Source organism: Lacihabitans sp. LS3-19 (assembly GCF_024343575.1).
Classification (GTDB): Bacteria; Bacteroidota; Bacteroidia; order Cytophagales; family Spirosomataceae; genus Leadbetterella.
Genome location: NZ_RJUA01000002.1, coordinates 39554 through 66030, shown reverse-complemented (window position 1 = coordinate 66030; position 26477 = coordinate 39554). Strand labels below are relative to the sequence as shown.

29 protein-coding genes and 1 riboswitch are annotated in these 26477 nt (G+C 34.4%); of the genes, 15 read left to right on the top strand and 14 right to left on the bottom strand.

The features are described from left to right. Position 1: 1 nt before the first annotated feature. Positions 2 to 1570 (bottom strand): mucoidy inhibitor MuiA family protein, encoded by a 1569-nt coding sequence (locus EGI22_RS02695; RefSeq protein ID WP_255066171.1) that lies wholly within the window; start codon positions 1568 to 1570, stop codon positions 2 to 4. A gap of 127 nt (positions 1571 to 1697) precedes the next feature. On the opposite strand from EGI22_RS02695, the gene EGI22_RS02690 reads away from it, so the two are divergent. Genes EGI22_RS02690 through EGI22_RS02675 form a run of 4 tightly spaced genes read left to right on the top strand, consistent with a single transcriptional unit; the run spans position 1698 to position 4312 of the window. Continuing rightward, positions 1698 to 2768, top strand: a complete 1071-nt coding sequence (locus EGI22_RS02690; RefSeq protein WP_255066170.1) for an Ldh family oxidoreductase — start codon at positions 1698 to 1700, stop codon at positions 2766 to 2768. Between the two features lie 58 nt (positions 2769 to 2826). After that, positions 2827 to 3042, top strand: a complete 216-nt coding sequence (locus EGI22_RS02685) for a hypothetical protein (protein WP_255066169.1) — start codon at positions 2827 to 2829, stop codon at positions 3040 to 3042. Then, a complete protein-coding gene (locus tag EGI22_RS02680; RefSeq protein ID WP_255066166.1) occupies positions 3039 to 3434 on the top strand; it encodes a type II toxin-antitoxin system VapC family toxin in 396 nt (131 codons plus the stop codon). Before EGI22_RS02685 ends, EGI22_RS02680 begins: the two co-directional genes overlap by 4 nt. An 11-nt stretch (positions 3435 to 3445) precedes the next feature. After that, positions 3446 to 4312, top strand: a complete 867-nt coding sequence (locus tag EGI22_RS02675; RefSeq protein ID WP_255066165.1) for a carbon-nitrogen hydrolase — start codon at positions 3446 to 3448, stop codon at positions 4310 to 4312. Between the two features lie 44 nt (positions 4313 to 4356). Here the strand turns inward: EGI22_RS02675 and EGI22_RS02670 are convergent, their stop codons facing one another. The 3 genes from EGI22_RS02670 to EGI22_RS02660 all read right to left on the bottom strand — a co-directional run bounded on the left by EGI22_RS02670 (position 4357) and on the right by EGI22_RS02660 (position 6620). Beyond that, entirely contained in the window at positions 4357 to 5211 is an 855-nt protein-coding gene (locus EGI22_RS02670; protein ID WP_255066163.1) for a DNA/RNA non-specific endonuclease, read from the bottom strand. A 70-nt stretch (positions 5212 to 5281) separates the two neighbouring features. Next, positions 5282 to 5707: an NfeD family protein gene (locus EGI22_RS02665; RefSeq protein ID WP_255066162.1), complete on the bottom strand. Its 426-nt coding sequence runs from the start codon at positions 5705 to 5707 to the stop codon at positions 5282 to 5284. A gap of 1 nt (position 5708) precedes the next feature. Further along, complete coding sequence (locus EGI22_RS02660; protein ID WP_255066160.1) at positions 5709 to 6620, bottom strand: SPFH domain-containing protein; 912 nt, start codon at positions 6618 to 6620, stop codon at positions 5709 to 5711. Positions 6621 to 6859: 239 nt separating this feature from the next. Between EGI22_RS02660 and EGI22_RS02655 the strand changes: the two genes are divergently transcribed. Together EGI22_RS02655 and EGI22_RS02650 are read left to right on the top strand one after the other, a co-directional pair. Next, positions 6860 to 8359: a pseudouridine synthase gene (locus tag EGI22_RS02655; RefSeq protein WP_255066158.1), complete on the top strand. Its 1500-nt coding sequence runs from the start codon at positions 6860 to 6862 to the stop codon at positions 8357 to 8359. Between the two features lie 44 nt (positions 8360 to 8403). Then, positions 8404 to 8952 (top strand): hypothetical protein, encoded by a 549-nt coding sequence (locus EGI22_RS02650; RefSeq protein WP_255066157.1) that lies wholly within the window; start codon positions 8404 to 8406, stop codon positions 8950 to 8952. A 259-nt stretch (positions 8953 to 9211) separates the two neighbouring features. Here the strand turns inward: EGI22_RS02650 and EGI22_RS02645 are convergent, their stop codons facing one another. Then, on the bottom strand, positions 9212 to 9970 hold the full coding sequence (locus EGI22_RS02645) for a hypothetical protein (protein ID WP_255066155.1): 759 nt from the start codon (positions 9968 to 9970) through the stop codon (positions 9212 to 9214). A 101-nt stretch (positions 9971 to 10071) separates the two neighbouring features. Between EGI22_RS02645 and EGI22_RS02640 the strand changes: the two genes are divergently transcribed. From EGI22_RS02640 to EGI22_RS02630, 3 genes are all read left to right on the top strand, one after another. Then, positions 10072 to 10773 carry an SOS response-associated peptidase gene (locus EGI22_RS02640; protein ID WP_255066154.1) on the top strand — a complete coding sequence of 234 codons (702 nt, stop codon included), beginning with the start codon at positions 10072 to 10074 and terminating at the stop codon, positions 10771 to 10773. Position 10774: 1 nt separating this feature from the next. Then, on the top strand, positions 10775 to 11068 hold the full coding sequence (locus tag EGI22_RS02635) for a putative quinol monooxygenase (protein ID WP_255066152.1): 294 nt from the start codon (positions 10775 to 10777) through the stop codon (positions 11066 to 11068). Between the two features lie 362 nt (positions 11069 to 11430). Then, positions 11431 to 13302 (top strand): M1 family metallopeptidase, encoded by a 1872-nt coding sequence (locus EGI22_RS02630; RefSeq protein WP_255066151.1) that lies wholly within the window; start codon positions 11431 to 11433, stop codon positions 13300 to 13302. Between the two features lie 103 nt (positions 13303 to 13405). Here the strand turns inward: EGI22_RS02630 and EGI22_RS02625 are convergent, their stop codons facing one another. The 9 genes from EGI22_RS02625 to EGI22_RS02585 all read right to left on the bottom strand — a co-directional run bounded on the left by EGI22_RS02625 (position 13406) and on the right by EGI22_RS02585 (position 20217). Next, complete coding sequence (locus EGI22_RS02625; RefSeq protein WP_255066150.1) at positions 13406 to 14095, bottom strand: ATP-binding cassette domain-containing protein; 690 nt, start codon at positions 14093 to 14095, stop codon at positions 13406 to 13408. Then, the gene (locus tag EGI22_RS02620) at positions 14070 to 15542 is read right to left on the bottom strand and encodes an ABC transporter transmembrane domain-containing protein (protein ID WP_255066147.1); all 1473 of its coding nucleotides are present in this window, start codon (positions 15540 to 15542) and stop codon (positions 14070 to 14072) included. The genes EGI22_RS02625 and EGI22_RS02620 overlap by 26 nt, the downstream gene beginning before the upstream one ends. Then, positions 15529 to 15990 (bottom strand): protein disulfide isomerase family protein, encoded by a 462-nt coding sequence (locus EGI22_RS02615; protein ID WP_255066145.1) that lies wholly within the window; start codon positions 15988 to 15990, stop codon positions 15529 to 15531. The genes EGI22_RS02620 and EGI22_RS02615 overlap by 14 nt, the downstream gene beginning before the upstream one ends. A 47-nt stretch (positions 15991 to 16037) precedes the next feature. Then, on the bottom strand, positions 16038 to 16661 hold the full coding sequence (locus tag EGI22_RS02610; RefSeq protein WP_255066143.1) for a hypothetical protein: 624 nt from the start codon (positions 16659 to 16661) through the stop codon (positions 16038 to 16040). Between the two features lie 36 nt (positions 16662 to 16697). After that, positions 16698 to 17387 carry an outer membrane lipoprotein-sorting protein gene (locus tag EGI22_RS02605; RefSeq protein WP_255066142.1) on the bottom strand — a complete coding sequence of 230 codons (690 nt, stop codon included), beginning with the start codon at positions 17385 to 17387 and terminating at the stop codon, positions 16698 to 16700. Between the two features lie 15 nt (positions 17388 to 17402). Continuing rightward, positions 17403 to 17564, bottom strand: a complete 162-nt coding sequence (locus tag EGI22_RS02600; protein ID WP_255066140.1) for a hypothetical protein — start codon at positions 17562 to 17564, stop codon at positions 17403 to 17405. A gap of 14 nt (positions 17565 to 17578) precedes the next feature. Further along, a complete protein-coding gene (locus EGI22_RS02595) occupies positions 17579 to 17935 on the bottom strand; it encodes a hypothetical protein (protein ID WP_255066138.1) in 357 nt (118 codons plus the stop codon). Between the two features lie 224 nt (positions 17936 to 18159). Further along, positions 18160 to 18666, bottom strand: a complete 507-nt coding sequence (locus EGI22_RS02590; RefSeq protein WP_255066137.1) for a uridine kinase — start codon at positions 18664 to 18666, stop codon at positions 18160 to 18162. Between the two features lie 12 nt (positions 18667 to 18678). After that, the gene (locus EGI22_RS02585; RefSeq protein ID WP_255066136.1) at positions 18679 to 20217 is read right to left on the bottom strand and encodes a helicase HerA-like domain-containing protein; all 1539 of its coding nucleotides are present in this window, start codon (positions 20215 to 20217) and stop codon (positions 18679 to 18681) included. 117 nt (positions 20218 to 20334) lie between these two features. On the opposite strand from EGI22_RS02585, the gene EGI22_RS02580 reads away from it, so the two are divergent. From EGI22_RS02580 to sucD, 6 genes are all read left to right on the top strand, one after another. Then, the gene (locus EGI22_RS02580) at positions 20335 to 20532 is read left to right on the top strand and encodes a hypothetical protein (RefSeq protein ID WP_255066134.1); all 198 of its coding nucleotides are present in this window, start codon (positions 20335 to 20337) and stop codon (positions 20530 to 20532) included. 359 nt (positions 20533 to 20891) lie between these two features. Beyond that, entirely contained in the window at positions 20892 to 21683 is a 792-nt protein-coding gene (locus EGI22_RS02575) for a hypothetical protein (protein ID WP_255066133.1), read from the top strand. After that, the gene (lipA, locus tag EGI22_RS02570; protein WP_255066131.1) at positions 21661 to 22527 is read left to right on the top strand and encodes a lipoyl synthase; all 867 of its coding nucleotides are present in this window, start codon (positions 21661 to 21663) and stop codon (positions 22525 to 22527) included. The genes EGI22_RS02575 and lipA overlap by 23 nt, the downstream gene beginning before the upstream one ends. Positions 22528 to 22542: 15 nt before the next feature. After that, entirely contained in the window at positions 22543 to 23736 is a 1194-nt protein-coding gene (locus EGI22_RS02565) for a lycopene cyclase family protein (protein ID WP_255066127.1), read from the top strand. Between the two features lie 118 nt (positions 23737 to 23854). After that, positions 23855 to 23959, top strand: a riboswitch (SAM-I-IV-variant riboswitch). A gap of 56 nt (positions 23960 to 24015) precedes the next feature. Continuing rightward, entirely contained in the window at positions 24016 to 25287 is a 1272-nt protein-coding gene (gene metK, locus EGI22_RS02560; protein ID WP_255066126.1) for a methionine adenosyltransferase, read from the top strand. Positions 25288 to 25522: 235 nt separating this feature from the next. Then, complete coding sequence (gene sucD, locus EGI22_RS02555) at positions 25523 to 26401, top strand: succinate--CoA ligase subunit alpha (RefSeq protein WP_255066121.1); 879 nt, start codon at positions 25523 to 25525, stop codon at positions 26399 to 26401. The last annotated feature ends 76 nt before the right edge of the window (positions 26402 to 26477 follow it).

Sequence of the window (26477 nt, the reverse complement as noted above, 5' to 3'; positions counted from 1 at the left end):
TTTACAAATTATTTATCCTTTTATCTTTTGGATATTTAACAGTATATTTCATTAATACTTCTTTGTTTTGAGCAGGTGCCAAATCAAACTCCCATGTAACTTTTCCAGTATTTTGTTCAATCAAACCTCCTTGAATATCATCTATAGAAACCTCAATATCAGAATCTTGAGAAACAGGAATTTGGTCTTCTAAAACTATTTTTACACTTTCTGATTTGGTATTTCTCACAGAAAGTTGATATCCAAAACTTTCTTTAATATTAGAACCAAAGGTTTTTCTTGCTTTAAAGTCCGCCAATTCCTCTCTTTTGCCTATTATTCTAAGATCTTTTCCTATACTCAATTTAAGTTTATTATCTACACTCTGCTCATTGATATAGGTTTTCCCAATGAATTTATTTTCAAAATACACATTGGCTTCTCCAGATAGTAAGTGCAATTTTTCCCAATCTTTAAGTTCAGCTACCAAAAAAGCATTTAAATCAAGTTTGGGAGCAATTACACTTTTATAATCAGCCTCCACTTGTAGGTTTTGTATCTCCACTATCTCAGGTTGTCTGCCCGTAGGGATTGTATAGGTAGCACTTATGTCGAAATTTACAGAAAGCGAAGTTTGAACAACTGAAACCATATTTGCAGAGCTAGTCATTTCGGCCATTGGAGCAGCCATTGACATAACATCATCCATTTTTGCCATTTTCACATTACGTTCGTAAGGTACGGGAGGCACATAAAAACTTAGATATTGCGGATATAATTCTGATTTTTGACCAGAAACAGAAGGATTTGAAGTAGATAAAGACAGTTTTACATTGTTCCAATCTACTCCAGTATTTTGAAAAACATTAGCTTTATAGGCAATGCTTACTGGACTTTTTAAATCTTTAACTCTTAAATCATAATTTGGAGACCAACCTGCATTATAAGCGACGTAAGTTATTTTCAAATTTGCGGCAGTTGGTTTTAATGCGGAAATAGTAAGTTCTATCTCCCCCAATGGTAAACTTATATTTCTAATTTCTGCCAACTGTTTCTCTAGCCTTGTTTTTTTGTCTTTCAGAGGTTGAATTTGCCTCAATATCTGTAATCGCCTCGCTCCTACTTCAGTAAGTTTTAACCTAAAAAAATCAATCATTTCTTTCAAATCCTCAGGTAAAAGTCCATCTTTTTCACTTTTAACATTGGCATTGGCCATAATCATTTTTTCTTCATTCTCTGCCACTTTGAGGAGCATTTCTAAGTTTTCAATATCAGCCTGTAGTCGCTGTATTGAATCCTGGTAAGCGTACAATTTATTATTTAGGTGATTTGGGCTGTATTTCACACCCAAAAGTGTAAAATCTCCTTTCCCCTCAACTTGAATACTATTTATGTCAATAGAATTTGCAATTTCTTCTACAATTATTTTAGAAGATCCTGCAGGAATGGTGGTATTTACTGAGTTTTCTATTTGGGCTTGCTGAAGAAAAACGGTAACTTTTTCAATTTTCGCATCAACTTTTTTAATATTTTGAGCAAAAACCGTTGAAAACAAACCTATTAATAAAAGTGTAGTTTTTAATTTTTTCATACTTGTGATTATTTACTTCAAATAACGATATTTTGACCGAAAAACTTCATTTTTTGTGATTTCTTTTTTTCCAAATTCAAATTCCTATTTTAAATTTAATAATTTCGCATCTCGAAAATCAATAGCGATGTATTCTTCAGAAAGAGTAAGAAAATTTACAGAAAAAATATTTAAAAGCATAGGTTGCTCTCCAAAAGATGCCAAATTAGCCGCAGACGTGCTCATAAATGCCGATTTAAATGGTGTAGACTCACATGGCGTGGCTCGTTTAGCAGGTTATGTTAGACTTTTTGATCATGGCAGATTAAACCCAAATCCAAACATAAAAATAGTGCATGAAACACCCAGCACCGCAACAGTTGACGGAGACCGTGGATTGGGTTTGGTTGTTGCACCTTTTGCAATGAAACTCGCCATAAAAAAAGCCAAAAAAGCTGGAAGTGGCTGGATATCAGTACAAAACTCAAATCATTTTGGTATTGCAGGTTACCATGCCTCACATGCCATAGAGCATGACATGATAGGTTGGGCAATGACAAATTCTGCACCTTTAGTTGTCCCGACATTCTCGAAAGAAAAGCTTTTAGGTACAAATCCTATCGCCGTGGCTATCCCAGCAAGAAACCAGCCAGCTTTTCTTGCAGATTTTGCCACAACTGCGGTTGCTTATGGCAAAATGGAGATTCTACAAAGAAAAGGCTTAAACGCCCCTTTGGGTTGGGTCCAAGACGAAAACGGAGACGTAACAGACAATGCGAATGCAGTAAAAGAAGGTGGCGGACTTTTGCCATTGGGAGGCGATAGAGAGCACGGAAGCCATAAAGGGTATGGATTGGCGGCTGTTGTAGATATTTTTTCAGGCGTACTTTCTGGTGCAAATTTCGGCCCATGGGTTCCTCCTTTTGCTACGGCTGGTTTTCATGGAGTAGCTGCCGAACAAGTTGGAAAAGGCACGGGACATTTTTTAGGAGCAATGCGGATAGACGGTTTTAGACCCAAGGAAGAATTTAAAAAAGATATGGACAAATGGATAGAAAGATTTCGCTCTGCTAAACATATTGAGGGCAATCCTGTGCAAATACCAGGCGACCAAGAGCGAAATTTCAGAACTGAAAGGTTAGTTTCTGGACTTCCTTTGATAGATAAAGTGGTAGAAAGTCTAGAAGAATTGGGGGAAAGATTTGGCGTGAAATTTTAATCTAAAAATATTAATTTTGTCTATAATTCATTAGATTTGTTCTATTAAAATTTGATTTATGACAACTACAATAAATGGTATTTATGAAAATGGTCAAATCATTTTAAATGAATTGCCTAAAAATATTAAAAAAGCTCAAGTTAAAGTTATTTTTGAAGAAGAAGAGGTTAACGAAAATTCTGGAAAAAGAAAAATGGGTATTTTTAGAGGTCAATTTGAAGTTTCGGACGATTTTGACGAGCCTTTGACTGAACTTGAGGAGTTTTGGACATGACATATTTAATAGACACACATGCTTTGATTTGGTTTTTCAATGACCCTCTTCGTTTATCAGAAGTTGCTTATAATTTAATCGAAAATCGAAACACTCCTTGTTCAATTTCCAAAACCTCTTTATTCGAAATTGCTATTAAATCAAATATTGGGAAATTGAATTTCAATTTATCCATCGAAAAAATTGAAAATACTCTTATTATCTTAGGAATAAATGTACTTCAATTAGAAAGCAAGTATTTAGATTATCTAATTAAGCTTCCGCAATTTTCCGACCATAAAGACCCATTTGACAGATTAATAATTTCAACTGCAGCGGTTGATAACCTCAAAATAATTACAAAAGACGAAAAATTCAATTTATACCAAAATATAGTAGAAACAGTTTGGTAATTTATTAAAAAATGAAAAACGTAAACATAGGACTTATTCAAATGTCATGCACTGATAATGTGCAAGATAATATATCTAAAACCATCATAAAAATCAGAGAAGCGGCAGCTAAAGGTGCTCAAATCATCTGTTTACAGGAGTTGTTTTCTTCGCTTTATTTTTGTGATGTAGAAGACCACGAAAACTTCAAATTAGGAGAAGCTATCCCTGGACCAACCACAGAAACTATGCAAACTGTAGCCAAAGAATTAGGTGTGGTTTTAGTAGTTTCGCTTTTCGAAAAACGTGCTCAAGGACTTTATCATAACACTGCGGCTATAATCGACGCAGACGGAACTTACCTCGGGAAATACCGTAAAATGCACATTCCTGATGATCCAGGCTATTACGAAAAATTTTATTTTACGCCAGGAGATCTAGGTTATAAAGTTTGGGAAACTAAATTTGGTAAGATCGGTGTACTAATATGCTGGGACCAGTGGTATCCTGAAGCTGCCAGAATTACATCTTTGATGGGTGCTGACATTTTATTCTACCCTACCGCTATTGGCTGGGACATGGACGAAAAAGACCCTGTCATCAACCAAGAGCAATATGATGCTTGGCAAACTATACAACGCTCCCATGCAGTAGCAAACGGACTTTATGTTGTTTCTGTAAATAGAATAGGAATAGAAGCCAACCAAAAATTCTGGGGAGGGTCTTTCGTTGCTAACCCTCATGGCAGACTATTGTATTTAGCCTCTCACGACCAAGAAGAAACCCATGTAGAAACACTTGATTTAGAAAAAACAGAATACTACAGAACGACTTGGCCTTACCTAAGAGACAGAAGAATAGATAGTTATGATGGAATTTTGAAAAGGTTTATTGATTAAGTACCTAAGATTCGATTAAATGCTACAGTCTTTAAGAATTTAAATCATTTAAAGTTCAAAATCTTTAAGGCATCCACTTCAGTTTCACTCAGATCAGGAAAAAAATCAATGTTTGTATATTTCTCTAATTCTTGGAGACTGATTCTACTTTTTTCTAAATCGAAATTATAAATAGGAATATTCGGTAAACTAAATGCAATATAACTCTGCGGTTTATAGGTATTTTTATTAAATAAAACCAACAACTTAAAAAAATCTGTTGGTACTGCCACATCATTTTGCCCCCCAATAGACCTTAGATTATTTCTAAAAATTGGTCCAGTGAATACGTAAACTTTGCCAAACCTTCTCGCTGTTGATCTTACTTTTATCTCTAAATCTGCCCAAGCATGCCTATTTAATACAGAGTCAAAAGGTGCTATATTGCTCATACTGAAGGTTTCCGCAAGAGAATCCTGACAACAAATAAAATCTCCTGCTGGCACCAAGTGTCCTCTATCATAACCTGACCCTGAAAAATCTGAATAGCCTGCTGTTCCGCTACCAATAAGCTCAGGTTCTGAAAACCTTATACCATATCTGTTGGCATTTCCTCTTGTAAATTTCCCATCCAGTTGATGTATAGTTAATCTGGCTTGCATAATAGAATTATCATAAAAAAGCACATAATTCTCTTTTTCAACCCATTGCCCTCTAAAACCAACATGGGGGATAAGTTTTGGGGGATACCCATTAAAAGATATATTGTTTACTTTAGGAACAATCTTTTCTCCTAAAACCGCTGACTTTATTCTTGGAAAATTTACAATAAAACCATAAACCAATACCAAAACCGCAAGAAATACGAACGATAGTAATACCTTTCTTGACTGATAATTCAAGAGTGTCTTTTTTTGCATATTCTTTAAAATAAAAAATGGTCATTATGACTTTTTTAATCATAATAACCATTCTGAAAAATAAATATTTTTACACAGCCTCCACAATCAATTTAATTCCGTCTATCTTCTTTATCAACACTTTAGAATGCAAGGCTATGGATTTACCTTCTTTTTGATAAGCTATCCAATCAGAGCCTCTGTAGAATACTTTCCCCTCGCCTTCGGCCGGAATTTCAACTGAGACCTTTGCAAATTCATCTACTATTTCCTTAAATTCTTTACTGTTTTTTGTAAATAATTCTAGTATGCGTTTTCTGAAAAACAGAAGACTTACCATTGAGCTTAAAGCAAAGATTACAATTTGAGATGTTAAATCCTCAGCCACGCCTAAATAAACCAAAAAGGCAGTAACTAACGCTCCAATTCCAAAAAATATTGAATAAAAAGATGTCGTAAAAATCTCTAAAATTAGCAGTCCTACGCCTAAGACTACCCACATAGTCATTGGTTCCATATTATTTAGCATTTTCTTGTTTGATTACACTCATAGCTGTGGCAATAATACCCGAAACATCCGCAAGGTTTGAAGGCAAAATCATGGTATTTGAAGCCTTGGCCATTTTGCCAAATTGCTCAATATAGTTCTCAGCCACTTTAAGTTGAACCGCTTGCATTCCACCTTTTGACTGGATAGAATCTGCAACTAGTCTAATAGAATCAGCAGTTGCCTCGGCTACCGCTCTTATGGCGTTAGCTTCACCTTCAGCTTTATTTATTTGTTGCAATTTCTGAGCCTCTGACTCCAAAACTACACGCTCTCTTTCACCTTGGGCCACGTTGATGGCAAATTGTTTTTTACCTTCAGATTCCAAAATCACCGAACGTTTCTCTCTCTCCGCCTGCATTTGTTTCTCCATTGCTTGCAATACTGTTGTTGGAGGTGTAATGTTCTTAATTTCGTATCTCAAAACCTTTACACCCCAGCCAATGGCAGCTTCGTCAATAGCTGCCACCACAGCCAAATTGATAACCATTCTTTCTACAAATGTCTTATCAAGATCTATTTTACCAATTTCGCTACGCATAGTAGTTTGGGCCAATTGAGTCACAGCAAATACGTAATCATTGATACCGTAAGATGCCTTTTGAGGATCAACTACCTGAAGAAATATTACACCATCTACACGCACCTGCACATTGTCACGCGTAATACATATTTGCTCGTGTATGTCATACGCTTGTTCTTTCAGTCCATGTTTGTAGGCTATTCTATCTACAAAAGGAGCCACAAAGTTTATTCCAGGCTGAAGCACGCCGTTAAACTTTCCTAATCGCTCCACTATGTAGGCTTTTTGTTGTGGTACAACTTTCACAACCATAGTTATCGTAATAACTATCAATAAAGTAATGGCAATAACTGAATACATTTTTTTAAGTGTTTATTTGATTTAATTTCTAAAAATAACTTAACAAATCTACAAAGCAACAGATATCTGCAAATAAAATTCGGACAAAGCAAGGCGTTTGATTTAAGACTGGGTGTCTGGATTGACAAACGGCAAAATGTCCAAATTCAAGATATAATATAATTAAACCTTTCTAAACAATACTATATCAGAGGTTTAGATTACATTTGTGCAAATTTACAGTAGTGATATTGCATAAAATGAGAAAAAGAACAACAGAAACTCGCGGTAGCGAGAACAATTCGAGCAGAAACTCGACAAACAAGCCTGATTTCAAAAGAAAAGAAGGCGGATTTAACCCTGATAAAAGGACATTCAGCAAGCCTTTTGCTAGTAAAGACGGTTATAAAAAGCAAGAAGGCGGGGCATCTTCAAGCAAATTCCCTTCTAGAGTTTCAAAGCCAGGCAATTATTCAAGATCTGAAAGTCAAGGAAATAATAGATTTCCTAAAAAAGATTTTAACCCAAGTACAAATTCTAGAGCTGATGGTAGCTCCGATAACCGATTTGTAAAAAAAGACTTCAAAGCCTTAGGTTTGGAAAGGAGTTCGGAGAGATTTCCAAAAAGAGAGTATAATTCTGGTGGAAATAGTAGACCTGAAGCCAATGCGGGAAGGTTTGCAAAAAAAGATTCTGACTTTAGAAACGATAGATTTCCGAGAAAAGACGAAAGAGCCGACAACAGAAATGAGAGTTTTCCTAAAAAAGATTTTGGTAGATCCTCAGAAGGATACAAAGGATCAAATCCTTTCAAATCAAAGGAAGGTGGATATGACAAAAAAGGACCTTTCGAAAAAAGAAGTTTTGACAAACCACGCTCAGATGAGAGACGTGAATTTAGCAAACCTGTAAAACCAGAAATCACTAAATCTAATTACGGTAGAACAAAAAATTCAAAAGCTGCCATCAGACCTAATTATGACGAGGATGCTTTAAAAAGCAAACTACCTCCTAAAGTAAAACAAAAAGTAGAAAGTGTTTCTACACATGCTTATACCATTAGACTTAACAGGTATCTGGCAAATGCCGGACTTTGCTCAAGAAGAGAGGCTGACGAGTTTATAGCCAGTGGCCAAATTACCGTAAATGGCAAAGAGATAACCGAAATGGGTTATCAAGTAAAGCCAACGGATGTGGTAAAATACGGAAGAAAGATATTGAACCGCGAAAAATTAGTATATCTACTTCTAAATAAACCAAAAGATTTTTTAACAACTACAGATGATCCGGAAGGCAGAAAAACTGTGATGGATTTATTGAAAAATGCTTGCACTGAGCGTATTTATCCCGTTGGAAGATTAGATAGAGCTACGACAGGACTATTATTAGTTACCAATGATGGAGAACTTGCAGACAAACTTTCTCATCCATCTAATAATATGAGAAAAGTATATCAGGTAGAAATCGACAAGCCGATCGTACAGGAAGATTTTGACAAAATCCTAGAAGGAATAGAACTTGAAGATGGTATTATAAAAGCTGATGATTTATCAATTATAACTCCTGATAAACAAGTAGTTGGTATTGAAATCCATAGCGGTAAAAACCGAATAGTAAGAAGGATTTTTGAATCTCTTGGATATGAAGTTACTAAACTTGACAGAACGACCTATGCAGGTTTAACTAAAAAAGACCTACCAAGAGGTAACTGGCGTTTTTTATCTGAAAAAGAGGTCATTAGATTGAAATATTTAATTTGATTTTATTTAATTTTGCAATAAACAAACAATAAACTTTTATAATTATGGAAGAGAATAAGAAAGATATGATGGATCAAGCAGCTGATATGGCTTCAAAAGCTAAAGATGCAGCTACTGAGAAACTAGCAGATGTGAAAGAAGATGCAGCTGAAATGATATCAAATCTTACTGAAGGTACAGCTGAGACATTGGCTGATGCCAAAGCCAAAGCAACTGAACTTGCTGGAGAAGCAGCTGAGGCATTTAATGCTGCTAAAGATAAAGTTTCAGATATGATTGATGCAGACAAGTTGAAAGCTGAAGCAGCAGAGAAAATTGCAGACGTGAAAGCAATGGCAGGAAACTTGGCAGGTGAGGCAACTGAAGCTTTTAATTCAGCTAAATCTAAAGTAACTGAAATGGTAAACTCTGAAAGTATTGCTGATTTCAAAAACGAAGCCTCTGAGAAATTGGACGATTTGAAAGAAGACGCTGAAGAAGCTTTGAACAAGGCAAAAGAAAAAGCAAGCGAATTGGCTGGTGAAGCTGAAGAAGCTGTGCAACAAGTAGCTCAAAAAGCAAAAGGATTTTTCTCGAGATTGTTCGGAAAATAACATTTTAAAACCCAATCAAACGATTGGGTTTTAAAATTTACAAAAATTTCAAATATTATTGAAAATATTATAATTATAAAACTAATTATAATTACAAATCATACAGTAAGTATTATCAAAATAATAATTATTAAATTTCCAGTAAATTCAAAATAATTAATAATTATTATATAGATAAAATATTCAATAAATAAAATCTATTCCAAAAAAAAAACCTCAAATGCTTACACAAATGAGGTTTCTAGTATATAACAATAAATCAGTCAATCTTCACTTTACGTGTTACTCCATCTTCTCCTTGTGAAACAATCACAAAAAATGTTCCTTTAAGGTTTTTATTTAATTTTACTTGACCTACATATTCTCCTTCAAAGTTTTTTGCTTCTTCTTTGGCTTTTACATTTCCTTGTAAATCTAAAACTGTAATATTTACATCACCAGCTTTAGGTGCAAAAAATCTAATATTCAGCACATTGGTTTCAGGCTTATTTGTGAATACATCAAGTCCTCGGACAGTAGAAGGTTCAAATGCATTTTTAACTTTGTCATCAAAAAAATACGGCTTCACCGTTCTCATTCGATAGGGAATCTCTGCCAAATGGTCAGATAACCTATCCATTTCAAAATTAAACTCTTGCACCCTATTGTTTGGAAATGACTTTCTTATTCTCACATGCCTATCTCCACTATCCATATCATTGCCTTCTTCGTACCATTCAAAATCCTCATCATCACCACTTTTAATAATCACTTTAGCTCTTTTCCCACCCTTTTGATCCACAATTACAGTGTCTAATTGTTCATCCAAAATCATCACATTGGTATCACCATCTTTCACATCAATCTCTTTTTCGGTCACTTCGACTTTCCCGTTGATGTTTTTTTCGATTCTCACCATCTTTTTTCCGGGTTTATCAGAATCAATAACCTCAGTTATTATCTCTTTTCTAACTTCTTTCTGAGCTATAGCTCCAAAAAACATAAATGAGGCAAAGCTCAAGAATACTATTTTTTTCATCTTATTATTTTAATTATTAATGTTCTATAGACAAATATTTTTCACGAAGGTTGCATCTTTTTTGCACATCACTTATTTTTAGGTCTTAAAAAAAGTTAAAAATGTGTTTTCATAACTCTATAAATACTGACAAACAAAGTCTAGAGAAGAAATACAATAAAAAACTAAAAGAATCTGCAACTTTTAATCCAATTTTTCATGCGAATGCATTTGAGTTTTTGGTTTGGCCTATTGTTAGCTCATTTTATCAGGAAATAGAAACTATGAATTGGGGATTAATACCAAACTGGGTAAAATCACCTCAAGACGCCAATGAAATTAAAACCAAAACATTAAACGCTAGAATAGAAACTATTAATGAGAAAGCATCTTTTAAAAATACAAAACGTTGCATAGTTCCTTCCACAGGTTTTTATGAATGGCAAACTATAGGCAGCAAGAAAATCCCTTACTTTATATATTTGCCTGAAAGCCCGATATTTTCTTTGGCAGGAATTTATGACACTTGGGTTGATGAAAAAGGGTTACTTCGAAACACCTTTTCCATATTAACAACTGAGGCAAATCCACTAATGGAAAAAATTCATAATACTAAAAAACGAATGCCAGTAATCCTTTCGCCAGAGCATGAAAATGCTTGGATGAACAATGAAATTCAAAACGAAATTTTACAAAAACCTTTTGATGAAAAACTAATGAAAGCTTATACCATAGGGAACATAATATCAGGCAAAAACCATAATTCTGAAGGGGTAAACAAACCACAAATTATTGAAATCCAAGAACAACTAAGCCTTTTTTGATATGATTGTAAGAATAGTAAAAATGACTTTTAAAGAAGAAGAGCTTAAAACTTTTTTTGATTTCTTGGAACCAAACAAGCAGAAAATCAGAAATTTTCCAGGCTGTAAAATGGTTGAGTTTTTACAAGAAAAAGAAAATCCATCTGTGATAATGACACATTCTCATTGGAATTCCGAAGAAGATCTTGAAAATTATAGAAATTCTGATTTATTTAATTATGTTTGGGAAAATACTAAAATTCACTTTAAAGGCAAACCTTCAGCATATACTTTAGTATCTTTGGATAAACTATAAACTAGGATTCTACGTTGAAATAGAAAAGCAATTAGACTTATGTATTTAAAAATAATTTTGTTCCTTATTTTATTAGTTCCTTTTGAAAACTTTGCAAACGAGAATTTAGTAAAGCAAAATATGCAAAAAGTGGATAAGCCACGAAAAAACAAGCAAGGTAGATATAAGGTAAAAAAACATAGATTAAAAAAATTAATCCAAGGAAAAAGGTATTGTGATTGCCCTAAGCATTAAGTTACATTAAATATAAATTCCATTTGGTTCTTGTTAGTGTTACAAAAAACATAATTAAAGATTTTAATAAAGATTAACCTTATATCATTTAAAAAAATATTCCTAAAATATAACAATACTTCGTTTGAATGAAATTTAAATTTTTACTCTTTTTCCTTATTATAACCAACTCTTTTGCCAATAACATAAAAAGGAACAGGATTGCTAATTATGACATAAAAGTCAGTCTTGACCCGAAAACAAAAACACTGTTAGGCTCTCAAACAATAACATGGACCAATAGCACATCTACTTCTGTCAGTGAATTACAGTTTCACATGTATCTCAATGCCTTTAAGGATGAAAATTCTACATTCTTCAAAGAATCTGGCGGTCAGCTAAGAGCTGATAGAATGGATACTAGTAAAATTACCAATTTTGGAAATATATATTTGAGTACTTTCAAAATCAGAAACGGAGAAAATCTATACTCTAAAATTGAGTTTTTTCAACCAGACGATTGGAACCGATACGACAAAACTGTATTTAAAGTTAAATTAAATAAGGCTGTAAAACCTGGAGAAACCATAGTTTTAGACATGAGTTTCAAGTCCAAATTGCCTAAAATATTTGCAAGGACTGGTTGGGCAGCAGATGATTATTTTTTTGTTGGTCAGTGGTTTCCCAAAATTGGAGTTTTAGAAGAAAATGGAAAATGGAATTGTCACCAGTTTCATGCCCACACAGAGTTTTTCTCTGATTTTGGTGTTTACAATGTCAACATTACCGTGCCGAAAGACTTTATTGTGGCTGGCTCCGGTGAGAAAAAATCCGAAATAAACAATAAAAACCAAACCAAAACATATCAATTTTCTGCCACTGACGTTCATGACTTTGCTTGGACAGCCTCACCACATTATAAATATCTAGAAGAAGAATATAAGGGCATAAAAATAATGGCTTATATGCAGCCTGAGCATTTTGACAAAGCCGATCGGTATTTTGAGTCAGCTAAATTTGCTATAGATTACATGGAGAAAAATGTTGGCAAGTACCCGCATAGCACGCTTTCATTGATTGATCCAACTTTATCGGGTTCAGGCTCAGGTGGCATGGAATACCCAACGCTTATCACTTGTGGAAGTTATTGGGGAGTAGGCCGATGGGGGAAATTTCAGGAAGTTGTAACTATTCATGAGTTTGTTCATCAGTATTTTCAGGGCATGGTAGCCAGCAACGAGTTTGAAAACTCTTGGATGGACGAAGGCTTTACGCAATATTTCGAAGGTAAAATCATGCAGAAATATTATGATGGAATTCAAGCGAATATTTTTGGTTTCAAACTGCATGACATGGCTTCTTCAAGACAAGGTTATGTAAGTATGGACAATCCGAAAGTGTCAGAAATCAGACGAAATGCATGGAGCTATCCTGGCGGAACTTATGGAGTTTTAACATATCAAAAAACCGCCACATGGCTAAAGACCTTGGAAGGGTTAGTTGGTCAAAACAACATGGATAAAATCATGCAAACTTATTTTGCAAGGTGGAAATTCAAACATCCTCAACCTCAGGACTTTGTTAATGTAGCAAACGAGATAGCTTCAAAATATACGAAATACAAAGACATAAATTGGTTTTTTAAACAAGTATTGTTTGAATCTCCAGATTGCGATTACGCTGTTGAAGAATTGGCAAACGCTCCTCGTAAGCAAGCCCCCGTTGGTAGTTTTGTGGTAAATCGCTTAGGCGAAATGACCTTTCCTACACAAATAAAAGTCGTATTTGATGATAATAAATTCACGACGCTCGATTGGTCAGGAACGGAAAGAACTAAAAAATTTAAGTTTAAGAAACGAATAAAATACGTTCAATTAGATCCTGAAAACATCAATTGGATGGATTTAAACATCATTAATAACAGTATAGCAGCCAAAGACCCAAGCAAAGCAGCATCAAAATACGCTACAAAAGTTTTATTTTGGGTACAGAGGATTCTATTTTTCTTTGGAGGATTATAATCACCCACCCAAATACCCCAAAATCTTTTTCATGTTGAATTCGTCTTCACCAGAGGCTACCAGATAATCAGTTTTGATTATTAACTTATACAAAATTGAAAAATCAAACCAAATGCCTTTCAAGAGTATTACCTTTTTCTAACACAAAAATTCTATCTGCAAATACCTCAATCGAATCTCTATGGCTAACCAAAAGTATCATTTTCTCAGCTTTTATTTTCATTAATAAATTCATTACAAAGCTTTCAGTTTTTTTGTCCATTGCAGCGGTAGGTTCGTCTAAAAGCAGAATTTCTGGATTTTTATATAGTGCCCGAGCCAATGCTATCAGTTGCTTTTGTCCACCTGAAAGATTAATGCCTTCCTCCCCGACTATGGTCATGTAACCCTGCGGCATTTTAGAGAAATAAGTATCAAAACCATATTCTTTACAAAAAGTAATGGCTTTATTGGCTTCCTCAGCCAAGTTGCCGAGGACAATGTTTTCAAGTAGAAAACCATTGAATATTTTGATGTCTTGCTCTACCACGCCCAATCTACCACGCCAGCCAGATAAAGGAATGTCATAAATACTACATCCATCAAGTAAAACCTCACCTTTTTCAATACTATAAAAACGCTGTAGAATACTCAGTAATATACTTTTTCCGCTACCTATCTCACCCAAAAGTGCGGTTACTTTACCCTTTTCCATCATAAGGTTGACATTCCTTAGCAATTCGCTCCTACCAGCAAATCTGAAATTTAAATCACTGATAATCAAACATTTACCCCCCCCCAATTTCAAACTCACTCATCTTCTTATAATCAGCAGGCTCTATCAATTTTTCAGGCTGTAAATCGGTAAACTCAAACATTCTATTAAATGCGACCTTGGCTTCTTGTATCTGGATATTTATATTTGCCAATCTGGCCACTGAAGCAATTATTCCGATTGCAATGGTTATTACGGCCATCATTTCACCAAGTTTCAACTTTTTTTCAATAACCATCCATGACGCCAAACCCATTAAGCTAACCAATAATAAAGTGTTAAGCACGTCTCCAAAAGTGTTGTATTTGTTACCTAATTTACCCAAGTTCAATATACTATCTTGAAACAGCCCATACGTGAATTGCGTAATATGAGAGAAAAAACCTTCTTTGTTGTAAGCTTTTATGACGCCAATGCCATTGATTGTATCTATGTAATTGCTTTCGTTTCGAGCATAATTAGCCATTACTTCTTTTTGTTTTTCGGCAATAGGTTTGTTGTATAAATAGACCAACAAGCCAAACAAAGGCAAACTCATAAGACAAATCATGCCCAGTACCCAAGAATACATAAATACGAAAACTAGTGAAATAACAACCACAAAAATATCTATAAAAACGACACCTGTTAGTTGTATTATCGTAGTTTGAATCCGCCGTGTGTCGTTCATTCTGGCAATCAAATCACCCGTTTTTCTATTATCAAAAAAAGCTTTTGGCAGATACATGAGATTTTTATAAAACGAATTGGCCACCCTGCTATTAAAATCTTTGCTTTGGCGAAGTAATAGCAAAGTACGAATATAACCGAGGCCACTTTTGGACAACAATATAAAAAACAAAAGTCCCAAACCCAGGAGAAGCTTACTGGTCTTGTTGTTAGGTAGAAAATCGTCTATCAATTTTTGACTAAAATAAGCAGTACTCAAACTCAAAACTGCTATAACCATACCCATAAGACCCGATATGCCAAGAATGGGCATATCTTCACGAATCAGATCTTTAAACCAGTTCCATTTTCTATTTGTTGTTTTGACTATTTTTTCAAAACCTTCCTTAGGCTTTAAATTCAGCATGGCTCTGGTTTTCCATCTTTGCAATAGCTCAGTTTCTGTCCATTCCTCTATACCTTTAGCAGGATCACCTATCAAATATCCCTGGTCTGAAGTGGGGATTTTATAGCAAACCACATAATGTTCCAGCTTTTCGTCTATCAAAACATGCAGAATACAAGGAAAAGTAGCCTCTGTTTTGAATTCGTCCAAAACTTCAACTTCAAACGCCTCAGCCTCTAGATTATAGCCCTCAGCGGCCTGTTGTAAACCTAACAAACTAGTGCCTTGCACGGAAGTTCCACTTAGGTCTCTGAGTTTTTCGAGGGTAGCATCTCCCCCGTAATACCGCAGAATAGACTTCAAACAAGCTACTCCGCAGTCTGTTTGGTCGTGCTGTAAGGTATGGATTTTCTTGAGGTTATTGTTTGACATATTTTGTGAGGGCTTCTAGTTTTACTTCGCCTTTAAAAGTCTTAAGTAGTTGGTTGTCTTTTGAGTAGATAAAAACAAAAGGATAGGTATTTACGCCAAAAACTTTGGCCGATACGCCGACATCTACCTTAGCTACCGTAAAAGACGGTACGTTTTTAAAATACTTGTCTGAAAAGTTTTGAATAACAGAAAAGTCTTCATTGGACAGAAAGTAAACCTCTGCAAGCTCAAGACTTTTAGAATTCTCCGCTAGCAGCTGAGCCTCGGCTTGGCAGTGTTCGCATTCAGTATTAAAGAAGAATATTAGTTTCGTTTTTGGGCTATCAGGATTATTTCGTGATTTTATGCCAGCCACAGTGGTATATTCAAACAGCGGGAGGCTTGCAGTGGTGGTCGCAATTTCTTTTTTCTGTTTGAGCTGTGACCGTATCTTGAAAACAAGTACCAATAAACACGCAATGATGACTAATGGAATGAGTATTTTTAAAATATCTTTCATGAAAAATTGAGGGTAAGAAATACTACAAAAACAACCCAAATCAAAAATCCAGAACCATAGGACACCATAACAGTAGAAAAGGATTTTGTATAGTCCTCCTGAAAATATTCTTTGAGTTCATAAGCGAGAGCAAACCAAAAGGCCACCTCCCAAATATTGATGGACTGGAGTGGATAAACCAACCAAGGCTCTATTTCTTTTGGATTAAATAAATTAAGCAGAGAGCCTGGCATAAAGTATTGCAAATCTTCGAGCGTGTAATCAGGCTGAAAAGAAAACCAGAAGATTTTTATGACGCCCGGTATAAGAAATAGGATATCAGCTAAGACAACTGCTGAGAATATCTTTGAGAAACTTAGGGTTTTGACGTTAGATAGTAAAATACCTGTATAAAGGCAGAGTGAAATAAGCGAAATTTTGAGTAAGTAAATGATGGGAATGAATAGATAACCCACCCATTCGTACTTCTGCTGTTTACTGATAATTGTTTCTATTTGAGCATAAGGCAATTGCGAGGAGTAAAAATTTACTAGAATTTCATTGGTAATAAACTCTTTTGAGAAAATGAAAGTAGTTATCGTTAAAATACTTAAATTTACAACAATAAGATATTTCTTCATATAGTTATTTGTTTGGAAAACCAAATATTCGAAGAATTATTTTCCCCTAAAAAAAGAGTCTTCATAATTTTTGTTAAACTCAATTCTTAATGTTCTTTCAGTCAACTTTGATTGAACAGTGGTACTACGAATTTCAGTTGGATAAACCATATTTCCAAATTTTTTATAATCGAGATATTCATGAAAATTAATAAGTTTTCCTTCATACCAATCTTCCTCTTTTAAAAGAAATTTTGTTTCTTTGTCAAAATAAAAAAGAAAATCAACACCATCGCTTTCGCTCTTAAGTACATTACACGAAATTCCATCTACTTCTTGATCCTTAAGCGAAGTAAAATTTGAGAAATAAAAAATACGATTTAGAAGTCCGAACCTTTTCTCCTTAATAATTTTTAAATAAGGGCTGGAGCTTAATTTTAAAAAATCTTGTCGATTGGACTTTAAACTTTGGCCATCGAAAGAATAGTAAGCGAGAGTATCACGCTCATGATTTAGGATGATATCTTTAAATTTAAAAGGTCTTTCAAAATATTTCTCAATTAAAAATTCTTGCCCATTGGATGATAAAACCAAACTTTGATGATATGATTTTATAGAATCAATATTTTCCTTTCCTCCAATTACCCTTAGATAGTCCTCAATAATATCATACGTACCCTGACAAATAGCTGAGTACGTATGAAAAAAGAAAAGACTTAAAATCAAAAGTTTAATTAAACGTCTCATAGAAAAATTCTTACCTTACAATACACAGTTATAAGCGTACATTTCAGTTGCCCAAAACCATTGACCCGTGGTGAGGGTATGAGATAAAGGCCCCACAAGCACCCCTAACACTGAACACATCATAACATCATAACCTCCAACAATTTCTTGTTTTTGAGGAGTATCAATTCTTTTCATCGTAAAAATAAATTTTAGTAACGCCTCACAATATCGTAAGGTGAAGCAAAGCTAAAGTGACTCACTGAACTAAAAGTGCAGTGGGCAAAAAAGTTTGAAAAAATATTTCCGCCAGAAATATTAGACTTTTGGGTATCGGATAATTTTCTGAAACCCATTTCAAAAGTCCCTTCTTCTTTATAAAAATAAGTACGATTAATGGGGCAGTATTCAATAGGCAGTCCTAAATCATTGACCAGCGAATCTCGCCATTTGTACCATGCTCTTTCGGTTATACCGAGTTTTTTTGCAAACTCTTTCGGGCATCCAGTAGCCTTTTGTTTTATTAGGAAGTTTATTTGACTTAAACGTTCTGTGTATTTCCAAAGCATTGTATTTTTTGTTGGTTTAAGGTTGAGAATTTTAAAAATGGATACTCAAACCTAAACAAAGAAATTTAATTCTGCAACCTAAACTAAGAAATTAGTTACTTGGTTTTGTTACATAAAAAATTTGATAATTGATATATATCAAGCCATTTTAAATATCAATTCTTAAATTAAGAAAATTTCTACTTTAATGCGAAAGAAAAAAAATGACAAAATAATACTCCCGTTCACCCACCCAAATACCCCAAAATCTTTTTCATGTCAAATTCGTCTTCACCAGAGGCTACTAGATAATCGCTTTTGATTGCAGAGGGTTTACCGAGTTTTAGATAGGATTTCCAAATGTGATCTATGTACCATGTGGGTATGTAGCCCCAGCGAGAGTCCATGGCTTTTCGTATAATAAAAGTGCGTTTGGATATTTTAATAAAAATTCTTTTATCAAAAACCTGATTGATGCGTGGATCGTAGAAAGCAAAAAAGCCTTCTACAATCACCACATCAAATCTTCCTCTGAAATCGCTAATCACTTCTAACAACAAATCGTGATCTATCGAAAGCGGCGATTCCCAGTCTGTTTTATCTTTAATTTTCGGAATTTGGGTTTCAGGAAACACAAAATCGTCTTGGTGAAATATTATAGCTTTTTTCCCATTTCGTCTGAAATAGGTCACCAATAGATTGGCTAAAGTACTTTTCCCCGACCTGCTCGGCCCACCAATTCCGATTACCATTTTATATTTTTATTAAAACCAGCTAGTTTTCTTTTTTCTAGTAGTACTACTTACACCCAAAGCTCCCAAAAGGGATCTAGTTATAATATTAGCAGCTGTTCTACCAATTTGCCTTGTCACAGAACTTGAAAGAATTGTTTCTAAAGTAGATTTCTCCTTTTTGGTAGAAGCTTTCACTTCAGGCTCAGTTTGATCAGCTACTTCCAGCTTTTTATTCAATAATTCGTAAGCACTTTCTCTGTCTACAACCTCATTGTATTTTTTTGCTATTTTAGACTTTGCCACCAAATCGTCTATTTCCGAATCTGTTAGCACATCCATTCTACTTCTAGGAGGGCACATATAGGTAACGGCAAGTGGTGTCGGAATACCCTTTTCGTTTAAACAAGTCACCAAAGCCTCCCCTATTCCCATAGATGTCAACACATCTTCTGTTTTGTAGAAATCTGTTTCAGGGTAGTTCCCGGCGGCTTCCTTTATGGTTTTTCTATCGTTTGCTGTAAAGGCTCTAAGTGCATGCTGAACCTTTAAACCTAACTGTGACAGTACACCAGAAGGTACATCTTGAGGATTCTGAGTACAAAAATAAATCCCTACACCTTTCGAACGTATAAGTTTAATAATGGTCTCTATTTGATTTAAAAGAGCTTTTGATGCTTCTTGAAATACCAAATGAGCTTCATCTATAAATATTACAAGTTTAGGTCTATCTTCATCACCCGCCTCAGGAAGAGAGGCATAAAGTTCAGCTAATAAGCTCAACATAAAGGTTGAAAAAAGTTTTGGTCTGTCCATTAAGTCCATCACCCTCAAAATAGATATCATGCCACGTCCTTGATTGTCAATTCGCATCAAATCATCCACATCGAATGAGGTTTCGCCAAAAAACTCATCTGCACCTTGTTGTTGCAATTCTATTACTTTACGCATGATAGTGCCTAATGAAGTACTCGACATTTTACCGTAACTAGTTTCAAACTCAGCTTTACCTTCTTCACTTAAAAACTGAATAACTTTAATAAAATCTTTAAGATCCAATAAAGGCAAAGCATTGTCATCGCAATATTTAAATATCACTGAAACAATTCCTTCTTGTGTATCATTTAATCCTAAAATTTTCGATAAAAGTATGGGTCCGAATTCTGAAGTTGTAGCTCTCAACCTTGTGCCTTTTTCATCACTAAGCGTTAGCATTTCTACTGGAAATCCATTTGGCGTATAATCAATTCCTGCAGCATCAGTCCGCTCTATAATAAAAGGCTTTGCCTCACCTGGCATGGCTATTCCACTTAAATCACCTTTGATGTCCATCAAAAGTACCGGAACGCTCGCATCACTTAGAGATTCTGCTAATACTTGCAAACTTTTGGTTTTACCAGTACCTGTCGCTCCAGCAATTAGGCCATGCCTATTCATTGTTTTAAGTGGAATTTTAACCTGAGTCCCAGGCACGACCTCACCGTCTAATTTGGCGGCACCTAATACAATGGAGTCACCCTTAAATGTATATCCTGTTGATAATTGTTCTTTGAAAGATTCTATTCTAGACATATTTACTCTTTTATTTAAAGAAAATGCAATTTCCAAAATCTTCTTTTAATTAAGAAATTTATTATGCTATTAAAGCAATTTTCAAAAAAAATCCTAAAGAATGTCTAATTTTGAAAAATGAAAGATATAGTAAACAAGCTCGCCTTAGGACTTTTTGTATCCGCAGGAATTATGGTAATGATAATGGTGGTGATTTTTATTCAAAACTTATTCTCAGATGGAGCAAAAATAAAAGTTTCCGCATTTTATATCATAATCGCAGTTATATTTATCGCAACTGGAATATATTTTAAAAAACTAAAGGAAAAACTTTAAACAGCTTGCTTAAATCGAACAAATTGCATCAGCAAAGCCACGGTTGCAACCAAAAGTACTCAGACTTCTTCGAATCCCGTTTGTTGTGGGTGAATAATGATACGAATTTTATATTTTTTTTGAAAAAACAAAAATTTTTGCTTTTATTTTATTTCTTTTTGACAAAAAAACTTAGAACATAATTACATCATTTTGCGTTATTATTATGAAAATAAAGAAAACCTAAAACGCTTTTAAGGTTTTTAAGGTGTATACTTTTTATTTTTTACCGAAATTCAAAAAATTAAAAAAAACCATATTTTTAGCGTATTGAATTAAAAATATTAATCTATATTTACTTATTGTATAATTTGAAAGGAATGTGGAATAAAAAATTAATTTTAATAATATGTGCATTTATACTGCCATTTATTGTTTTTGCACAAAACGGTGACGATGATTCAGGCATAGATACCAAAACGCTATCTTATGGCCTAACAACAAACAATTATTCAAGTCTTTTAGGAGGGGTAATATTAAGGAATTCATTTCCAGTTTCTAAAAGAAAAAATAATCCTGTCAATAGGTATATTTCTGTAGAAGCTATTAATCTTAAAAATCCAAGAGAGCAAAATATTTTAAGTGCCTATGGTAGCAAATTTGTCTATGGAAAAACAAATTATTTCTTTTCTATCCGTCCTCAATATGGTAGAGAGTATTATTTTTTCCAAAAAGACGATGAAAACAGTATAGGTTTTAGCGTAATAGTAGCTGGTGGACCAAGTATTGGCCTTTCAAAACCTTACTACATAAAATATACCAACTCAAAAGGTGATTCACCACAAACTGTACAGTATAATCCTGATATCCAAACCAATGCAAGTTATATAATTGGTGCTGGAAATATTCTTCAGAATTTATTTACAGGCCTAAAATTCAATCCAGGATTACATGCTAAAATAGCTGCAAATATTGATATTTCAACCTTTAACAACAACGTTACAGGAGTTGAAATAGGCACTTTGTTTGAAGCCTTTGCTAAAAAACCTGAAATTCTTGCCCCCAAATTTTCAGATAATCCTCAGACCTTTGCCACGCTTTATCTAACTTTGTACTTTGGAAATAAGAAATTGGTAAAAAACAAAAAGAATGGAAGTAAAGGAACCAAGTGAAAGAAAGAAAAGGCCAGATTGGCTGAGAGTAAAACTTCCGATTGGAGAAAGCTATAGAAAAGTTAGAGAAATAGTTGACAATAATAAGCTTCATACGATTTGCCAAAGTGGAAACTGCCCAAATATGGGAGAATGTTGGGGAGAAGGCACTGCTACTTTTATGATTCTTGGAAATGTTTGCACGCGAAGCTGTAATTTTTGTGCAGTAGCAACCGGTAGACCTCCTGAATATGACACGAACGAACCCCAAAGAGTGGCTGAAGCTATTCAAACTATGGGTGTAAAACATGCAGTAATTACTTCTGTAAACAGAGACGAGCTCAAAGACAAAGGTGCTGAAATATGGTACCAAACCGTAGTTTTAACCAAAGAATTGTCTCCAAAAACCACCATTGAAACTTTGATACCAGATACCAAGTCTGACTGGGAGGCTTTGTATAGAATGATTTCGGCTGGACAAGAAGTGGTTTCGCACAACATGGAAACTGTAAAAAGTTTATATAGAAGAGTTCGACCACAAGCAAGATACGAGAGAAGTCTGGAGCAAATAAGAAGAACCAAAGAATACGGCAAAAGAACCAAAACGGGAATTATGCTGGGCCTTGGTGAACAAAAAGACGAGGTTTTGGAGGCTATGGATCATTTAGCCGAGAATGGATGCGATATACTTACACTCGGACAATATCTTCAACCCACTAAGATGCACCATGAAGTTATTGAATTTATACATCCTGACATGTTTGCTTTGTATAGAGAAGAAGGATTGAGTAGAGGAATAAAATATGTAGAATCAGGCCCGCTGGTTCGTTCTTCTTACCATTCAGAAAGACACGTAAACGTCTAAAAAACAAATATATGTATGCCAAATCCCCCTAAAGAAGATAATATTTTCGATTATATTATTTGCGGTGGAGGTATGTCCGGACTTTCTTTAGCTTACCAACTTTCAATTTCTAAACTTTCCAATAAAAAAATATTAATTATTGACCCGGAAAGAAAATCAAAAAATGATAGAACTTGGGCTTTTTGGGAGAAATCAGATAATCCATTTGATGAAATTCTTTATAAAAAATGGAATAAAGTAAAAATTATAGATTCTCATAAAAAGGAGAAAATCTATGAATTAGGCCAATACAGATATAAACTGTTGAGAGGAATTGATTTTTATAATTTCGTGAATGCTCATCTCGAAAAATATCCAAATATAATTTTCAAAATAGACGCTGTTAAAGAAATTAGAGACAAATCTGGTTATGTGGAAGTATTAACTAAAACAAATGAATACTACAAAGCACAATATGCATTTGATAGTACTTTTCAATTAGACCTAAAAAACAATAAAAATCAAAACTTACTGCAGCATTTCAAAGGACTGGAAATAGAAACTCAGGAAGACCTTTTTAAAAGCGATATACCTGAAATGATGAACTTCGGTATCCCTCAAAAAGATGCTGAATGCAGGTTTATGTATGTTTTACCTTTTTCCAAAAACAGAGCGATATTTGAATTCACGGTTTTCTCAGAAAAACTTTTGACAGAAAAAGAGTACAATGAAAGTCTTTTTGAATACATAGAAAAAGATCTAAAACTTACTGATTATAAAATACTTGAAGAAGAATTCGGTGTTATTCCTATGTCAGATACTGAAACAGAGGAATTTGTATCTGAAAGAATAATTAGAATTGGAACAGCAGGCGGGGCAACAAATCCAGCTACAGGATATACATTTTCCAATACACAGAAAAAACTAAAGAAAATTGTAAAAACATTAGAAAAAGAAGATTCCAAATTTGAATCAGAAAGTTTTTGGCAAAAAAGGCATCAATTATACGCCTCCACTTTACTTAATGTAATCAAAGAGAAACGACATCCAATGGCTGAAGTTTTTGATCAATTATTTGCTAAAAATTCTATCTCGACGGTCTTTAAATTCCTTGACGGAGAATCAAGTTTTATAGAAGAATTAAAAATAATGTGGTCTACTCCAAAAGTAAAATTTGGAAAAGCTTTTTTTAGTGTGATTTTGAGAAAAATAAAAAACTCATTTTTTTAGAAATTTTTATTTTTAAGAATCTATTTTTTATGCACATTTAGATAATTTTTCTACAAAAATTAATTATAATAGATTTTTTCACTAACATTTTTTAGTATCACAAAAAATATCGAATTTTGCAGTACATCAAGAGTTCTCAAAAAAATGAGAAACCAACCGAGTAAATAGAAACGCCGCGGTGGTAAAAAAGATGTGGGTCGCCCGACCAAAAATGTTTCGGCAAAGCTACCTATCATTCGATTCTCTTGCTTTTTTTTCAAATATTAAAAATTTAAAAAAATGGCTTACTTATTTACTTCTGAGTCAGTATCAGAAGGACACCCAGACAAAGTTGCGGATCAAATTTCAGACGCACTTATCGATCATTTTTTGGCATTCGATGCTAACTCAAAAGTAGCTTGCGAAACGCTTGTTACTACTGGATTGGTAGTTTTAGCTGGAGAGGTTAATACCAACACGTATTTAGATGTTCAAACTATCGCTAGAGATGTAATCAAGAAAATTGGTTACACCAAAGCTGAATATATGTTTGAAGCCAATTCTTGCGGAATTATTTCTGCTATACACGAGCAATCATCAGATATCAACCAAGGTGTTGACAGAAAATCTAGCGATAACTTTGAAGACAAAGCTAACGCTCAAGGTGCTGGTGACCAAGGCATGATGTTTGGCTATGCAACAAAAGAAACGGACAATTACATGCCATTAGCATTGGATTTGTCGCATAAAATTTTGGAAGAACTTGCTGAAATCAGAAGAGAAAACAATGAAATTAAATATTTGAGACCTGATTCAAAATCTCAAGTAACGATAGAATATTCTGACGACAATCAACCTGAAAGAATTGATACTATTGTAGTTTCTACACAACATGATGATTTCGACGAAGACAATGCTATGTTGGCTAAAATCAAATCGGATATTATAACAATAGTGATACCACGTGTAAAAGCTAAACTTAAGCCAGAACTACAGGCATTATTTACCGATGATATTTTATATCATATCAATCCAACTGGAAAGTTTGTAATCGGTGGACCTCACGGAGATACAGGTTTGACAGGTAGAAAAATCATAGTGGACACTTATGGTGGAAAAGGTGCACACGGTGGTGGAGCATTTTCAGGAAAAGATCCTTCGAAAGTTGACCGCTCTGCTGCTTATGCAACAAGACATATTGCAAAAAACTTAGTAGCAGCTGGAGTTTGTGATGAGGTTTTAGTTCAAGTTTCTTATGCTATTGGTGTTGCTCAGCCTTGTGGAATCTTTGTTGATACCAAAGGAACTGCCAAAGTTGACCTTACGGATGGAGAAATTGCTAAAATTGTGGAGAAAACTTTCGACATGAGACCTTATGCTATCGAGCAAAGACTTAAACTTCGTACACCAATCTACTCAGAAACAGCAGCTTACGGCCACATGGGTAGAGAATCTAAGACGATTACAAAAACTTTTGTAAACGCTGGACAAAAAGCAACTGTAGAAGTTGAATTGTTTACTTGGGAAAAATTGGACTATGTTGATAAAGTAAAAGCTGCTTTTGGTCTTTAATTCTTATCAAATTTTTATACTAAAAAGTATAAATTCTGGAATTTCAGAATTTATACTTTTTTTTTGTAGCAAAAAACACAAAATACTTACTATCAAGTAAATAGTTATTTTTAAATAAATATTCTTTTCAAGTTTTTTGTATTTTTCTAATTTCGAGGGTACATTTGAAGAAGATTTAGAAAGTATATATTATCAATCAAATATTTAGACCGCTCTGCGGCAAAAAAACAATAAGATGAGTATTCTCGTAAACAAAAATTCTAAAGTAATTGTACAAGGCTTTACAGGTTCTGAAGGATCTTTTCATGCCGGACAAATGATTGATTACGGTTCAAACGTAGTTGGTGGAGTTACTCCAGGAAAAGGCGGTCAAACACATTTAGACAAGCCTATTTTCAACACTGTAGAAGATGCAGTAAAAACAACTGGTGCTGATGTTTCTATAATCTTTGTTCCTCCGGGTTTTGCAGCAGACGCTATTATGGAGGCAGCTGATGCTGGAATTGGTGTAATTGTTTGTATTACTGAGGGTATTCCCACAAAAGATATGGTGAAAGCTAAATCTTATATTCAAGGAAAAAATGTAACACTTATTGGACCGAACTGTCCTGGTATCATAACCGCAGAAGAATGTAAAGTAGGTATTATGCCTGGTTTTATATTCAAAAAAGGGACAATTGGTGTTGTTTCTAAATCTGGAACACTTACTTATGAAGCTGTAGATCAGTTGACGAAAGCAGGCTTAGGACAAACAACAGCCATCGGTATAGGCGGTGACCCGATAATTGGAACAACTACCAAAGAGGCTGTTGAGATGTTTATGAATGACCCAGAAACGGAAGGTATAGTAATGATAGGTGAGATTGGTGGTGGCATGGAAGCAGAAGCTGCAAACTATATCAAATCAACAGGAAATAAAAAACCAGTAGTAGGATTCATTGCTGGCCAAACTGCTCCAAAAGGACGTAGAATGGGACATGCTGGAGCTATCATCGGAGGTGCTGATGATACAGCTGCAGCTAAAATGGCAATTATGCGTGAATGTGGAATATTTGTTGTGGATTCTCCTGCTGAAATTGGTGAAACCATGCTAAAAGCACTTGGTAAAAAATAATTTTTGAAAAAAATAAGCAAAAACTTATTTTTTGGTACAATTTTTAATGGCTCTTACTTAGTATTAACTAATTAAG